Source organism: Streptomyces sp. NPDC031479, assembly GCF_055581065.1.
In genome coordinates this window covers 154,802-169,056 of the sequence record NZ_JBVIKC010000018.1, presented here as the reverse complement: position 1 = coordinate 169,056, position 14,255 = coordinate 154,802, and the positions used below count along the sequence as shown (strand labels likewise).

Below are 14,255 nucleotides of genomic sequence, written 5' to 3'. Positions count from 1 at the left end.
CCCCCCCCCCCCCCCCCCCCCCCCCCCCCCCCCCCCCCCCCCCCCCCCCCCCCCCCCCCCCCCCCCCCCCCCCCCCCCCCCCCCCCCCCCACGCCCGTACACGTGCGGAAGACGAGAACGACTACTTGGCGTTCAGGATCTCGCGCGCCAGCTTGGCGGTCTCGGTCGGCGTCTTGCCGACCTTGACGCCGGCGGCCTCGAGGGCCTCCTTCTTGGCCTGCGCGGTGCCGGAGGAGCCGGAGACGATGGCGCCGGCGTGGCCCATGGTCTTGCCCTCGGGGGCGGTGAAGCCCGCGACGTAACCGACGACCGGCTTGGTGACGTTCTTCGCGATGAAGTCCGCCGCACGCTCCTCGGCGTCGCCGCCGATCTCGCCGATCATGACGATGAGCTCGGTGTCCGGGTCGGCCTCGAAGGCCTCCAGGGCGTCGATGTGCGTGGTGCCGATGACCGGGTCGCCACCGATGCCGACGGCGGAGGTGAAGCCGATGTCACGGAGCTCGTACATCATCTGGTAGGTCAGCGTGCCGGACTTGGACACGAGACCGATCTTGCCGGGCTTGGTGATGTCGCCCGGGATGATGCCGGCGTTGGACTGGCCGGGGGTGATCAGACCCGGGCAGTTCGGGCCGATGATCCGGGTCTTGTTGCCCTTGGCGGTCGCGTACGCCCAGAAGGCGGCGGAGTCGTGCACCGCGATGCCCTCGGTGATGACGACGGCCAGCGGGATCTCGGCGTCGATGGCCTCGACGACGGCGGCCTTGGCGAAGGCCGGCGGGACGAAGAGGACGGAGACGTTGGCGCCCGTCTTCTCCATCGCCTCGGCGACGGAACCGAAGACCGGGACCTCGGTGCCGTCGAAGTCGACGGTGGTGCCGGCCTTGCGCGGGTTCACGCCGCCGACGATGTTGGTGCCGTCAGCCAGCATCAGCTTGGTGTGCTTCATGCCCGTGGCACCGGTCATGCCCTGGACGATGACCTTGCTGTCCTTGTTGAGGAAGATAGCCATGTGAGTCTGTGACCTCTGCCCTTACTTCGCAGCCGCGAGCTCGGCGGCCTTGTCGGCCGCGCCGTCCATGGTGTCCACGCGCTGCACCAGCGGGTGGTTGGCGTCCGAGAGGATCTTGCGACCCAGCTCGGCGTTGTTGCCGTCGAGGCGGACGACCAGCGGCTTGGTGACCGCCTCGCCCTTGTCCGCGAGCAGCTGCAGGGCCTGGACGATGCCGTTGGCGACCTCGTCACACGCGGTGATGCCACCGAAGACGTTGACGAACACGGACTTGACGTCCGGGTCGCCGAGGATGATCTCAAGACCGTTGGCCATGACGGCGGCGGAAGCGCCGCCACCGATGTCCAGGAAGTTGGCGGGCTTGACGCCACCGTGGTTCTCACCGGCGTACGCGACGACGTCGAGGGTGCTCATGACGAGACCCGCGCCGTTGCCGATGATGCCGACCTCACCGTCGAGCTTGACGTAGTTGAGGTTCTTCGCCTTGGCGGCGGCCTCCAGCGGGTTCGCGGCAGCGTGGTCCACGAACTCCTCGTGACCCGGCTGACGGAACTCGGCGTTCTCGTCGAGCGAGACCTTGCCGTCGAGCGCGATGACGTCGCCGTTGGCGACCTTCGCGAGCGGGTTGACCTCGACGAGGAGCGCGTCCTCGGCGATGAAGGTCGCCCACAGGGTCACGAGGACCTCGGCGACCTTCTCGGCGACCTCGGCCGGGAACTTCGCCAGCGCGACGATCTCGCGGGCCTTCTCGATGGTCACGCCCTCGTTGGCGTTCACCGGGACCTTGGCGAGCTTCTCCGGGGTCTCCTCGGCGACCTGCTCGATGTCCATGCCGCCCGCGACCGAGGCCATGGCCAGGAAGGTGCGGTTGGTGCGGTCGAGGAGGTACGAGACGTAGTACTCCTCCAGGATCTCCGGAGCGGTCTCGGCGATCATCACCTTGTGGACCGTGTGGCCCTTGATGTCCATGCCGAGGATGTCCGTCGCGCGGGCGACGGCCTCGTCCGGGGTGGCGGCGAGCTTGACGCCGCCGGCCTTGCCGCGGCCGCCGACCTTCACCTGGGCCTTGACGACCGACTTGCCGCCCAGCTTCTCGGTGGCCTCGCGAGCCGCCTCAGGCGTGTCGATGACTTCACCGGCCAGCACCGGTACACCGTGCTTGGCGAAGAGGTCCCTCGCCTGGTACTCGAACAGGTCCACGCGCGTCCGTCCCTTGTCTTCAAAGATTCGCAGTGATTCGCGGTTGTCTGCTATCTGCGTGGGCGTGCCGCGAAGGGCAACGTGACGGCGCTGTCACAGGGGAGGCGCACACGGTGACCGTGGACGCGGCATGTCCGTCTCGCAGGTTATCCCCGTGGGCCGTAGGTCCCTAAATCGCAGATCACACCTGCGCGGTGATACCTGTCACAGATCGCCTCACGGTTGAACTGCAACTTCGTGTGATCTGCCGATTTGCGTCAGCGTCCTCACGTGCTGGGCAGGGGCCGCTTCTCCAGTGCCGCCGCCATCACCTCCGGGAACAGGTCGGGGGTGCAGGCGAAGGCGGGCGCGCCGAGTGCGGCGAGCGCCGCCGCGTGTTCGTGATCGTAGGCGGGAGCGCCCTCGTCGGACAGTGCGAGGAGGGTCACGAATTCCACCCCGTCGGCCTTCATCGCCGCGACCCGTTTGATCATCTCGTCGCGTATGCCGCCCTCGTAGAGATCGCTGATCAGGACCACGACCGTGTCGGCGGGACGGGTGATCCGGGACCGGCAGTAGGCGAGGGCGCGGTTGATGTCGGTGCCGCCGCCGAGCTGGGTGGCGAAGAGGACGTCGACCGGGTCGTCGAGCCGGTCGGTCAGGTCGACGACGGCCGTGTCGAACACGACCAGGCGCGTCGCGATCGAGCGCATGGACGCCAGGACGGCCCCGAAGACGGAGGCGTAGACGACGGAGGCCGCCATCGAACCCGACTGGTCGACGCAGAGGACGACCTCCTTGCGGACCGCCCGCGCGGACCGGCCGTGGCCGACGAGGCGCTCCGGCACGACCGTCCGGTGCTCGGGCAGGTAGTTCTTGAGGTTCGCCCGGATGGTCCGGTCCCAGTCGATGTCGCGGTGGCGGGGGCGGGCGGTCCGCGCCGACCGGTCGAGCGCGCCCGTCACCGTGGCCCTCGTACGGGAGGCCAGACGCCGCTCCAGTTCCTCCACCACCTTGCGGACCACGGCCCGCGCGGTCTCCCTGGTGGTGTCCGGCATCGCCTTGTTCAGCGACAGCAGGGTGCCGACCAGGTGGACGTCCGGCTCGACGGCCTCCAGCATCTCCGGCTCCAGCAGCAGCGCGGACAGGCCGAGCCGGTCGATGGCGTCCCGCTGCATGACCTGCACCACCGTGGTGGGGAAGTACGTACGGATGTCCCCGAGCCAGCGCGCCACCTGCGGCGCGGAGCCCCCGAGCCCGGCGGACCGCTCCCCCGCGGGCCGCCCGCCGCCCCCTCCGCCGCCCCCGTACAGCGCTTCGAGGGCGGCGTCCATCGCGGCGTCCCGCCCGGCCGGCGTGTACCCCGTGCCGTCGGCCTCGCCGCCGCCGAGCACCATCCGCCAGCGCCGCAGCCGCTCGTCCCCCGCGACGGCGTCCGCCGCCGTCGTCTCCCCGGCCGCCGTCGGCCGGCCCCGCTCCGTCATCCGTCCTGCCCCCTCCGCTCGTTCTCTTCGTTCCCTTGGTCCCCGCACCGCCGGGCGCCCCTGCGTCCCGGCGCGCCTCACCCCGCCGCGGCCAGCAGCAGGCGGGCCAGGGCCTCCGCCGCGTCCGCGCGGGCCGGGTCGAGGTCCGGGGCGAAGCCCTCGGGGGCGGCGCGGGAGGCGGAGCGTCCCCGCCCGGCGCCGGGGCCCCGGCGCACCAGCTCGCCCAGGCTGCGCTTCACCCCGGACTCGTACGCCCCGAACGTCCGCCGCAGCAGCGGCAGCACGTCGACGAAGGCTCCCGGCGGCACCGACACCAGCCAGGTGTCGATCAGGCCCAGCAGCCGCTCGTCGTGCACCAGCAGGGTGCCGCCGCCCGCGTTCCCCCCGGCGAAGCCCTCGATCCAGCCCGCCGCGTCGGCCGGGGCCGCCGCCGGGGACAGCGCGAGCCCCATCAGCCGCGCCGTCTCCCCTGCTGGGAGCCGGCCGCCGTCCAGCAGCAGCCGGGCGGCCCGGCCGCGGATCACCCCGGGCACGGCGTCCCGCCCGGCCAGCGTCCTCAGCACCCCCGACCAGCGCTCGCGCAGCCCCGGGTCGGCGTCCGCCAGCAGGGCGACCGCTGCCTGCACCCCGTCCACGTGCCCGCGCAGCGCCGCCGCCCCGTCGGCGTCCGGCCCGGCCGCGCAGGCAGCGGGCAGCGCCACGCAGATCCGCTCCGCCAGCCCCGCCGCCACCGTGCCCAGGGCGGACGCGTCGGTCCCCCGCACGTCCCCGTAGCGCAGCGAACGGGCCAGCGCGGGGAGCGCCCCGGCGAGCCGGGCCACGTCGGTGTCGAGCGCCGCCCGGTCGGCGAGGGCCCGCAGTACGGCGGGCAGCGCCTCGGACAGCCCGGCCAGCAGGCACCGCTCGGCCAGCGCCGTGATCTCGGCGAGCTCCCCGGCGCGCCGGGCTTCGGCCTCCGCCTTGGCGGTGGCGGCCCCCTGGACGGTGGTGCCCCAGATCCCGGCCTCGGCCGTCCGCACCGACAGCTCGGGCTCCCAGCGCAGCCGCCAGGTCTCGCGGAAGGTGCCCGTACCGCTGCGGGAGGCGGTCGGCACGCCCCAGTCGACACCGAGCAGCCGCAGCCGGTGCAGCAGCAGGGACCTGGCCGCGTCGGTGTCCTTGCGCAGGTCGAGCTCCAGGTCGCGGCTCTGCGCCTCGGCCTTGAGGCGCAGGCCGCGCATGCGGCGGGTGAGGTCCCGCTGGAGCGGAACGGCGGGCGCGGTCTCGGGTACCTCGCCGAGCACGTCGCCGACGACGAGCCGGTCCTCGATCAGCGCGAGCGGCACGTCGGAGCCGTCGCACATGACCGCCCGGACGGCCTCCAGCGTCTCGGTGAGACCGGGCAGCGGGCGGCCCCGCAGGGCGGCCAGGGTCCCGGCGAGGCGGACCGTCTCGATGACGTGCGCCGGGGAGACCTGCCGGTCCTCCTCGCGCAGCAGGCCCGCGACCTTGGTCAGCCACCGCTCGACGGGCCGGTCCCGGGCCGCGAAGAGGTGGGCGTACCAGCCGGGCGAGGTGATGCCCGCGCCGTAACCGCCGGCCCTGGCGAGCCTGCGGTGGGTCCACGGCACCCAGGTGGTCTCCACCTTGGTCTTGGGGAGTCCGGTGAGCAGGGCCCTGTCGGCGGCGGCCGTGGTCCGGGCGCGCAGCGCCGGTACGTGCCAGGCCCCGCACACCACGGCGTGGTCCGCGCCGAACTCCCGGCGGGCGGCCCGCATCCGCTGGCGCATGTACGCCTCGCGGACCAGGTCGTGGGGGCGGCCGCCGTCCCCGTAGGTCTCGCGCAGGGCTCCCATCGCCTCGGCGAGCGCCGCGAAGGGGGCCAGCGGATCCCGTGCGGCGCCCGCGTCCCGGTGTTCGACCACGTCCTCCCACCAGCGCTCCGGGTCGTCGTACCCGGCGGCGCCGGCGAGCGCCGCGAGCGGGTCCAGCGGTACGGAGCCGGCTTCGCCGTCGTCCTCGTCCCGCCCGGGGCCGGCGGCCAGCGTGTGCGCGGCCGGCAGGTCGATGAAGCGCACCGGCACGTCCCGGGCCTGGGCCCAGCGCAGGGCGACCCATTCCGGGGAGAAGGAGGCGAGCGGCCAGAACGCGGCCCGGCCCGGATCGTCCGCCGCGTGGGCGAGCAGGGCGACGGGCGGGCGCATGCCCGGTTCGGCGGCCAGTGCCAGCAGGGCGTCGCCTTCGGGCGGCCCCTCGATCAGCACGGCCCGCGGTTGCGCCGCGTCGAGCGCGGCCCGTACCGACCGGGCGGATCCCGGGCCGTGGTGGCGCACCCCGAGCAGCAGTGGTGCCGCGGCCCCCGGGCTCATGCCGTCACCTCTCGGCAGGCGCGGTAGAAGTCCTTCCAGCCGTCCCGCTCGCGGACGACCGCCTCCAGGTACTCCTGCCAGACGAGCCGGTCGGCGGCCGGGTCGCGCACGACGGCGCCGAGGATGCCGGCGGCCACGTCGGAGGGGCGCAGGACGCCGTCGCCGAAGTGGGCGGCCAGCGCCAGCCCGCCGGTGACCACGGAGATGGCCTCGGCGGTGGAGAGGGTGCCGCTGGGCGATTTCACCTTGGTGCGGCCGTCGCCGGTGACGCCCTCGCGCAGCTCCCGGAAGACGGTGACGACCCGGCGGATCTCCTCCAGTCCCTCGGGGGCGGCCGGCAGGTCCAGGGAGCGGCCCAGCTGGTCGACGCGGCGGGCGACGATGTCGACCTCGGCGTCGGCGGTGGCGGGCAGCGGCAGCACGACGGTGTTGAAGCGGCGGCGCAGCGCGCTGGAGAGCTCGTTGACCCCGCGGTCGCGGTCGTTGGCGGTGGCGATGAGGTTGAACCCGCGTACGGCCTGCACCTCCTGGCCGAGCTCCGGTATCGGGAGCGTCTTCTCGGACAGGACGGTGATGAGGGTGTCCTGGACGTCGGCGGGGATGCGGGTGAGCTCCTCGACGCGGGCGGTCGAGCCCTCGGCCATGGCCCGCATGACGGGGCTGGGGACGAGTGCCTCGCGGCTGGGGCCGTGGGCGAGGAGGCGGGCGTAGTTCCAGCCGTAGCGGATGGCTTCCTCGGGGGTGCCGGCGGTGCCCTGGACCAGGAGGGTGGAATCGCCGCTGACGGCGGCCGCGAGGTGCTCGGACACCCAGGTCTTGGCGGTACCGGGGACCCCGAGGAGGAGCAGGGCGCGGTCGGTGGCGAGGGTGGTGACGGCGACCTCGACGATCCTGCGCGGGCCGACGTACTTGGGCGTGATGACGGTGCCGTCGGCGAGCGTGCCGCCGAGCAGGTAGGTGGCCACGGCCCACGGGGAGAGTTTCCAGCGGGCCGGGCGGGGCCGGTCGTCGGCCGCTTCCAGGGCTTTCAGTTCGTGCGCGAAGGCGTCTTCGGCGTGCGGTCGCAGCGCTTCGCCGGCGGTGTCGGTCCCGGGCATGGTCATGGTCCCCCTCCAATGCTCGACAGCCGTTCCCGACTGCTGTGCCCACCGTGCACCATGCCACTGACAACACCCGCTGATCTCAGTGTTGTTGCAGGTCAGAGCGATTGTCAGTGGGGGTCTCTACGGTTGTTCACATGACTGGGCAGCAGGTCCGCCTGACGGCGGAGCAGGTACTGGCTCTGGCACCTGACGATGCGTCACGCAAGGCGGGAGGGAAGCTTGGAGGGGAGGGTTCGTGGTCGCAGACCGGAGGTTCCGCTTCCGGTGCCGTGTGGGGGTTGTGCAAGGGCAGCGGCAGCACGCCCTACCGGACGGTCGTGGACCTCACCGGACCGGCGTACAAGTGTTCCTGTCCGAGCCGGAAGTTCCCGTGCAAGCACGCGCTGGGACTGCTCCTGCTCCGGGCGGGCACGGGGGTGGGGGATCCCGTCACGGCTCCGGACTGGGCCGGGGAATGGCTGGCGGGGCGGACGGCCCGGGGGGAGCGCCGGACGGCCGGCCCGGTGGACGCCGAGGCGGCCCGCAAGCGGGCCGAGCGCCGGGCCGGGCGCGTCGGGGCGGGGGTCGCCGAGCTGGAGCGGCGGCTCTCGGACGTGCTGGGCGAGGGGCTCGCCGGACAGGAGCGGACGGGCTACGCGGGCTGGGAGGAGACCGCGGCCCGGATGGTCGACGCCCAGGCGCCGGGACTCGCCTCCCGGGTAAGGGAGTTGGGGGCAATACCCGGTTGCGGCGCCGGCTGGCCCGCCCGGATGCTTGAGGAGTTCGCGCTGCTGCACCTGTTGGACCGGGCCTGGCTGGGGGTGTCCGGACTGCCGGAGCCGCTGGCCGCGACCGTCCGCAGCCGGGTGGGGCTGCCGCAGCCGGCGGAGGGGGAGGCCGTCGGGGACCAATGGCTCGTACTGGCCCAGTACGACTCGGTGTCCGCGGACGGCCGGCTCACCACCCGCCGGACATGGCTGTGGGGACTGGGGAGCGGGCGCCCGGCCCTGGTGCTGGACTTCGGCCCGCCCGGGCGGCCGCCGGAGCTGGCACTGCCCGTCGGACTGGCGCTGGAGGCGGAAGTCCGCTTCCGGCCCGGCTCGGCGGGACTCCGGGGGGACCTGGGGGACCGCACCGTCACGGCGGCGGCCCCCGGGGTGCCCGCGGGGGTGAGCACCGGCGAGGCCCTGGAGGCCTACGGGACCGCGCTGCGGGAGGACCCGTGGCTGGAGTCCTGGCCGGTGGTGCTGGGCCCGGTGATCCCGATACCGGGGGAAGCGGGTGACGGGGCCTGGCAGATCGCGGACGTGGAGGGGACGTCCGCGCTGCCGGTGGCCCTCGCCCAGGGCCGCTCGCGGTCCGGACTGTGGCAGCTCGCCGCCCTCTCGGGCGGTGGCCCCGTCACGGTCTTCGGCGAGTGCGGCCACCGCGGCTTCACCCCGCTGACGGCCTGGGATCCGCACACCGCGGAGCCGGTCGCCCTGGGGTGACGGGGCCCGGGGGGCCGTGCACAGGAGGGGAACGGCGGATCGGGGCCGGAAGGGCCGGTACCGGAAGGGACCGGAACGACCGGGATCCGCCCTGCACGTCGAGTACCCGGAACGGGGCGCGGGGGCGCCGCCGTACGGGATGAGAAAGCCGGGGGGCTTTGTGATGAACGACAACCACGCCAGCTGACGCATGCCCCGGTCCCGCACAGGGGGCGGGACCGGGGCACGGACACGCATACGCATACGCATACGCACACGGACACGCGAGAAGACGAGGGAGGGGGTCCGGTGAACGACATCGACCAGGCCGGCGGTACGACGGCGACGGACGGGGACGGGGACGGCGACGGGGAGCGGGACTGGGAGGACCTGGTCGCGAGCGCGCTGCTGGGCACCGAGCGGCGGGGCGGCTCGCCGCGGGCGCTGCTCGGCGCGGCGGCCGTACGGACGGTGCGCCGCCGCGCCGGGCTGCGGCCCGCCGAGGCGGCGCACCGGCCGCGGCCCGCACCGCGGGACCCGCGCCCGGCTCCGCCGCGGGCCGCCCGGCGGCGGCTCGCCCAGCTGCTGGCGGGCCGCACCGCCGCGGCCGGCGGCGGGCGGCGCGGGGCCGCCCCGGATCTGACGGAGCTCCTGCCGCAGTGGCTGGCTGCGGCCGGCCGGCACGGCTACCGCGCTCCCGAGGCACTGCTCCCGGCGCTGCTGGACGCGGCGCGGGCCCGGACCGACCTGCGCCCCCAGGCCCTGGCCCTGGCCGGGGTCCGGGGGCTGTGGCTGGCCCGGATGAATCCGGACTGGCGGTTCGCGCTGCGCGGGGCGGCGGGCGGCGGCGGGGGCCTGCCCGACCCGGCGGACGGCCCGGCGGTGGAACGGCTGTGGGAGGAGGGACTGTTCGCGGAACGGGTCGCCCTGCTCGGCGTCGTACGGGCGCACGAGGCGGCGGCCGCGACCCGGCTGCTGACCACGACCTGGCCCACCGAACGGGCCGAGGACCGGCTGATGTTCCTCGATTCGCTCAGGACCGGGCTCTCCGGGGCGGACGAGCCGTTCCTGGAAGCGGCACTGGCCGACCGCAGCCGCAACGTCCGGGCGACGGCCGCCGAACTGCTCTCCGCCCTGCCGGGTTCGGCGCTCGCCGCGCGGATGGCCGAACGGGCCCTGGCCTGCGTGGGCCCGGGTTCCGTCGAACCGCCCGCGGAGTGCGATGCGGGGATGCTGCGCGACGGCGTGGTCAAGCGGCCGCCCGCGGGACGCGGGGAACGGGCGTGGTGGCTGGGTCAGCTGGTGGAGGCGGCTCCCCTGGCCTGCTGGCCGGAGCGCTTCGGGGGGCTCGACCCGGCCGGGATCGTGGCACTGCCGGTGCCCGGGGGCTGGGCGGAAGAACTGCATGCGGCCTGGTGCCGGGCGGCGGTGCGCCAGCGGGATCCGCTGTGGTCGAAGGCCCTGCTCGGCCCGGCGTCCGCACCACCCGCGGCGGGCCCGGGGACCGCCTCGCTGGCGGAGCGGGCGAAACTGCTGGAGACCCTGCCCGAGGGGGAACGGGCCGACTGGGTCGCGGAGTTCGTACGGGCGCACGGCCTGTCGGAGGCCTTCCAGCTGCTCGGCGTGTGCCGGGTCCCCTGGGCCGGGGCGCTGGGCCGGGCGGTGGTCGACGCCCTGGACGCGGCACGCGAGGCGGGCAGCTACCCGTGGAGCTTCAGCGGGGTGATGGGCCTGGCGGAACGCTGCCTCGATCCGGCCGAGGCGCCCCGCCTGGAAGCCCTGACCACCGTCGGGGAGGATCCACAGGACGCCTCCCCGGGCGCCGCCGCATACTGGTCGGAAGCCTTCCAGCGGCTGGTGGCCACCCTCCGCCTGCGCGCGGCGATGCTCGCCGAACTGGCCCCGCCCGCCTGACGCGCCGACGCGCGGGAAGCGGGGCGGGACACCGACCGGACGGATTACGCCTGGCGGACGTTCGCGTTGACCCAGTCCACGATGGCGGTGGTCGTGGCACCCGGGGTGAAGATCTCCGCGACGCCCTTGGCCTTGAGCGGGGCGATGTCGTCCTCGGGGATGATCCCGCCGCCGAAGACCTTGATGTCCTCGGCGTCGCGCTCCTTGAGGAGTTCGAGGACGCGCACGAACAGCGTGTTGTGCGCGCCGGAGAGGATCGAGAGGCCGATGGCGTCCGCGTCTTCCTGGATCGCGGTGTCCACGATCTGCTCGGGAGTCTGGTGGAGGCCGGTGTAGATGACCTCCATGCCGGCGTCCCGCAGCGCCCGCGCGATCACCTTGGCGCCGCGGTCGTGGCCGTCGAGACCCGGCTTGGCCACCACCACACGGATCGGACCGGTCACACCCATCGCACTGCCTCCCGAGTGAACGAACGTTAAGTACAGCATTGCGCACGCCGCCGTTTCGCGGTCAACCACGAGGGGGAAATCACACGTGGGACGCCGCTGATTCACCACCGCCCGGTCGCCCCGTCACCGTGCCGACAGCCGCGCGGCACGGTGACGGGGCCGTGTCGGCGGCACGGCCCCGCACCCAAGAGGTCCAGGGGAGGCCGTCCATGGGGCTGATGACCGCGCCGCCGCCCGTACCGCGAACGGGCGCCGCACTGCGGGCCGCACTGCTGGAGGCGGTGGTGCTCGCCGGGCACCTGCTCCTCTACCCCACCGGGGTGCGGTCGGAGGACCCGCCGGCCTGCGGCCCCGCGGTGCTCCCGCCCGTACTGCTCCTGCACGGCTTCACCGACAACCGTTCCGTCTTCGTCCTGCTGCGCCGCGCCCTCGGCGCGGGCGGCCGGCGCCGCGTGGAGACGTACAACTACTCCCCCTTCACCCGCGATCTGCGCGTCACCGCCCGCCACCTGGCCCGCCGCGTGGAGGAGCTGTGCGAGCGCAGCGGGCAGGAGCGGGTGGACCTCGTCGGCCACAGTCTCGGCGGACTGGTCGGCCGGTACTACGTCCAGCGGCTCGGCGGCGACGCGCGCGTACGCACCCTGGTCACCCTGGGCACCCCGCACCAGGGGACCCGCGTGGCCCCCTTCATGGACGCGCACCCGCTGGTCCGCCAGATGCGTCCGGATTCCGAGGTGATGGCGGAGCTGCGCGCCCCCGTGCCCGGCTGCCGGACCCGCTGCGTGGCGTTCTGGAGCGAGTTCGACGCGCTGATGGCGCCCACCGGCACGGCGCGGATCGAGCACCCGGACCTGGATGCGACGAACATCCAGGTCACCGGCATCGGGCACCTCGCGCTTCCGGTCCACCCGGCCGTCATCACGGCCGTCCGCCGCGCGCTCGACGGCCCGGTCCGCGCCACGGACGGCACCGTCCGCCCCACCGAAAACCTCCGCCCCACGGGAACCGACGGGGAGAGCCGGGCCATCTGAGCCTCCGAGGGGTCCCCGCAGCGGCGAGCGGCGAGCGGCGACGCATGGGGACGGACCGGGGAGGACGCATGGGCACCGACAGCGCGCCGCGCCGCGGACTGTGGGCGGCGGGTCTGGCGAACCTGGCGCTCGGCGTGCTCGCGATCGTCCCCTTCCACCTCCTGTGGTGGGTGGTGACCGAGTACCTGCCCATGGACTGCCACAGCACGGACGACCTCGCCGATCCGAACCTGCGCAACTGCGACTACACCACGCTCGACCACTCCTCGGCCGTTCTGTTCCTGCTGGTCGTGACCGGTGTGCTGCTGATCGGCGCGGTCTTCGTCGTCGACGCCGTGCTGCCCCCGAAGGAGCGGCGCCGGGTCTGGCTGGGGTCGGCCGCGCTCATACCCGTGCCGTTCGTCCTGCTCCTGGCGCTGGCCTCGTCCGACACCGCCTGACGGACAAACGGAACTCGAACGGATTTCGAACTCAAGGCCAAGGCTCGGTGATACAGCGACCGAAAGGCCGCCGAATGCCCGGTTCCCCCGAGACCGGAACCCGCCGAAGATTGTCGTGGTGAGTAACCGCCGGGTACAGTCACGCCACTGCTCTCCTCCGGTGAACCTTGAGTTCCCGGCCACCCAGGCCCCCCACTGCCGAGGCGAAAGAGAAGTTGGTGAACGACCGCCCGACATCGGGCCAGTACCCCGAAATGGGATACGACGGCCTTTCCACCACCACTTTCGCTGGTGACCAGGCATATGTTTCCTACGAAACGCAGGGTCAGGGCTACCAGTACGTCACGGACTACGGCATCGGCGGCGCCTACGACGCGTCCGCGAACACCGGCTCGTACGACACCACCGCCTGGGCCCCACAGGACAACTACCTCGCCAGCGTCCCCTCCCAGGGCTTCCCCCAGGACACGACCGGAACCGGCGACTGGGGAGCGGACACCGGCGCCTGGAGCGCACCGGCCACCGACTACCAGTCGTCGCCCGCGGCCTTCGCCTACGACCCCACCGGCGTGGACCAGAGCGGACATTGGACCCTCCCCGGCTACGGGCAGGACACCGGCACCTACGACGCCACCGCCTGGAACGGCGGCGGCGCCACGGACCCGGCCGCCGACGCCTACGCAGGCTACGACGCCACGACCGTCGTCCCGGCCGTCCCCGCATCCGACGCCGGAGCCGGAGCGGATCCGTACGACGGGACCGACCCCTACGGCGATCACTACGCCGACGACGAGACCTCCGTCTTCGAGCCCCTCGCCTTCACGGCCGAGGAGGAGCCCGAGTTCACCGACGTCGTGCACGACCTGCCCACGCAGGCCATGCCCGTCACCCCCGCCGAACCGCGCGCGGCGCGCCGCGCCACCGGCAGGAACGCCGCCAAGAACAACGCCAAGAACAACCCCAAGGGCGGCAGGACCAAGGCCAAGGGCGGTGCCGAGGAAGCGCACGCCGGCAACCGCCGCCGCTCCCCCGCCAAGCGGTCCGCCCTGCTGACCGTGGCCGTTCCCTCCGTCTGTGTGATGGGGGTCGCGGGAGTCGCCGCCGCTTCCGTCGGCGGGCTCACCGGCACCGCCAAGCCGGCCGAGGAACCGACCACCATGGCCGCCGCCGACCCCGCGTCGGTGCAGCCGGTCGCGGCGAACAACAAGCTCGACACGCAGCTGGTCGCGCTCAGCGCCGACGCGGGCGACTTCGCGGACCGCGCGAGCCGCACCCAGGAGCGCATCGACCTCAAGCAGCGCCAGGAAGACGAGAAGAAGAAGCGGGCCGAGGAGGCGGCGGCCAAGGAGGCGGCCCGCCCCAAGTTCGCGATCCCGGTCACCCAGCACGGCCTGAGCGCCGGGTTCGGACAGGCCGGCGGCATGTGGATGTCGGTGCACACCGGCATCGACTTCCCGGTCTCCTACGGAACCCCGGTCATGGCCGCCACCGACGGCACCGTGCGCACCCAGTGGAACAGCGCCTACGGGAACATGGCCATAGTGACCTCGCCCGACGGCACCGAGACCTGGTACTGCCACCTCAGCAGCACCAAGATCCGGTCCGGCAAGGTGCAGGCCGGCGATGTCATCGCCTACTCCGGCAACTCGGGCAACTCCACCGGCCCGCACCTCCACTTCGAGGTACGGCCCGGCGCCGGCGCCGCGATCGACCCCGCGTCGTGGCTGCGCAGCCACGGCCTGGACCCGACGTAACCACCCGCCGCACCCGACGCGACCAACGGCAGTAACCACCGGATCCGACGAACCCACCGGATCCGTCGGAGCCGACGGATCCGGCGAGGCCGGACG

The 14,255-nt window shown here is 73.7% G+C and carries 11 protein-coding genes; 5 read left to right on the top strand and 6 right to left on the bottom strand.

Going from position 1 to position 14,255, the window contains the following annotated elements; genetic code table 11:
- Nucleotides 1-121 precede the first annotated feature (121 nt).
- The 5 genes from sucD to ACZ5D2_RS21860 form a co-directional block, all read right to left on the bottom strand.
- Nucleotides 122-1,009: a succinate--CoA ligase subunit alpha gene (sucD, locus tag ACZ5D2_RS21880; RefSeq protein WP_030230875.1), complete on the bottom strand. Its 888-nt coding sequence runs from the start codon at nucleotides 1,007-1,009 to the stop codon at nucleotides 122-124.
- 21 nt (nucleotides 1,010-1,030) lie between these two features.
- The gene (gene sucC, locus ACZ5D2_RS21875) at nucleotides 1,031-2,209 is read right to left on the bottom strand and encodes an ADP-forming succinate--CoA ligase subunit beta (protein WP_266841255.1); all 1,179 of its coding nucleotides are present in this window, start codon (nucleotides 2,207-2,209) and stop codon (nucleotides 1,031-1,033) included.
- A 266-nt stretch (nucleotides 2,210-2,475) separates the two neighbouring features.
- Entirely contained in the window at nucleotides 2,476-3,585 is a 1,110-nt protein-coding gene (locus ACZ5D2_RS21870; RefSeq protein ID WP_371681185.1) for a VWA domain-containing protein, read from the bottom strand.
- Nucleotides 3,586-3,749: 164 nt separating this feature from the next.
- Nucleotides 3,750-6,020 carry a DUF5682 family protein gene (locus ACZ5D2_RS21865; protein ID WP_468931222.1) on the bottom strand — a complete coding sequence of 757 codons (2,271 nt, stop codon included), beginning with the start codon at nucleotides 6,018-6,020 and terminating at the stop codon, nucleotides 3,750-3,752.
- The gene (locus tag ACZ5D2_RS21860; protein ID WP_468931219.1) at nucleotides 6,017-7,123 is read right to left on the bottom strand and encodes an ATP-binding protein; all 1,107 of its coding nucleotides are present in this window, start codon (nucleotides 7,121-7,123) and stop codon (nucleotides 6,017-6,019) included. Before ACZ5D2_RS21860 ends, ACZ5D2_RS21865 begins: the two co-directional genes overlap by 4 nt.
- Before the next feature lie 134 nt (nucleotides 7,124-7,257).
- On the opposite strand from ACZ5D2_RS21860, the gene ACZ5D2_RS21855 reads away from it, so the two are divergent.
- Nucleotides 7,258-8,592 carry an SWIM zinc finger family protein gene (locus ACZ5D2_RS21855; protein ID WP_468931216.1) on the top strand — a complete coding sequence of 445 codons (1,335 nt, stop codon included), beginning with the start codon at nucleotides 7,258-7,260 and terminating at the stop codon, nucleotides 8,590-8,592.
- A 297-nt stretch (nucleotides 8,593-8,889) separates the two neighbouring features.
- Complete coding sequence (locus ACZ5D2_RS21850; protein WP_371681186.1) at nucleotides 8,890-10,485, top strand: DUF5691 domain-containing protein; 1,596 nt, start codon at nucleotides 8,890-8,892, stop codon at nucleotides 10,483-10,485.
- 44 nt (nucleotides 10,486-10,529) lie between these two features.
- On the opposite strand, the gene ACZ5D2_RS21845 is transcribed toward ACZ5D2_RS21850, so the two are convergent.
- Complete coding sequence (locus tag ACZ5D2_RS21845; RefSeq protein ID WP_266841249.1) at nucleotides 10,530-10,934, bottom strand: cobalamin B12-binding domain-containing protein; 405 nt, start codon at nucleotides 10,932-10,934, stop codon at nucleotides 10,530-10,532.
- A gap of 209 nt (nucleotides 10,935-11,143) precedes the next feature.
- Here ACZ5D2_RS21845 and ACZ5D2_RS21840 point away from each other — a divergent pair, with 209 nt between their 5' ends.
- From ACZ5D2_RS21840 to ACZ5D2_RS21830, 3 genes are all read left to right on the top strand, one after another.
- The gene (locus ACZ5D2_RS21840; protein ID WP_468931212.1) at nucleotides 11,144-11,965 is read left to right on the top strand and encodes an esterase/lipase family protein; all 822 of its coding nucleotides are present in this window, start codon (nucleotides 11,144-11,146) and stop codon (nucleotides 11,963-11,965) included.
- A 68-nt stretch (nucleotides 11,966-12,033) separates the two neighbouring features.
- Nucleotides 12,034-12,405, top strand: a complete 372-nt coding sequence (locus ACZ5D2_RS21835) for a hypothetical protein (protein WP_371677066.1) — start codon at nucleotides 12,034-12,036, stop codon at nucleotides 12,403-12,405.
- A 218-nt stretch (nucleotides 12,406-12,623) separates the two neighbouring features.
- The gene (locus tag ACZ5D2_RS21830; RefSeq protein ID WP_468931209.1) at nucleotides 12,624-14,159 is read left to right on the top strand and encodes a M23 family metallopeptidase; all 1,536 of its coding nucleotides are present in this window, start codon (nucleotides 12,624-12,626) and stop codon (nucleotides 14,157-14,159) included.
- The last annotated feature ends 96 nt before the right edge of the window (nucleotides 14,160-14,255 follow it).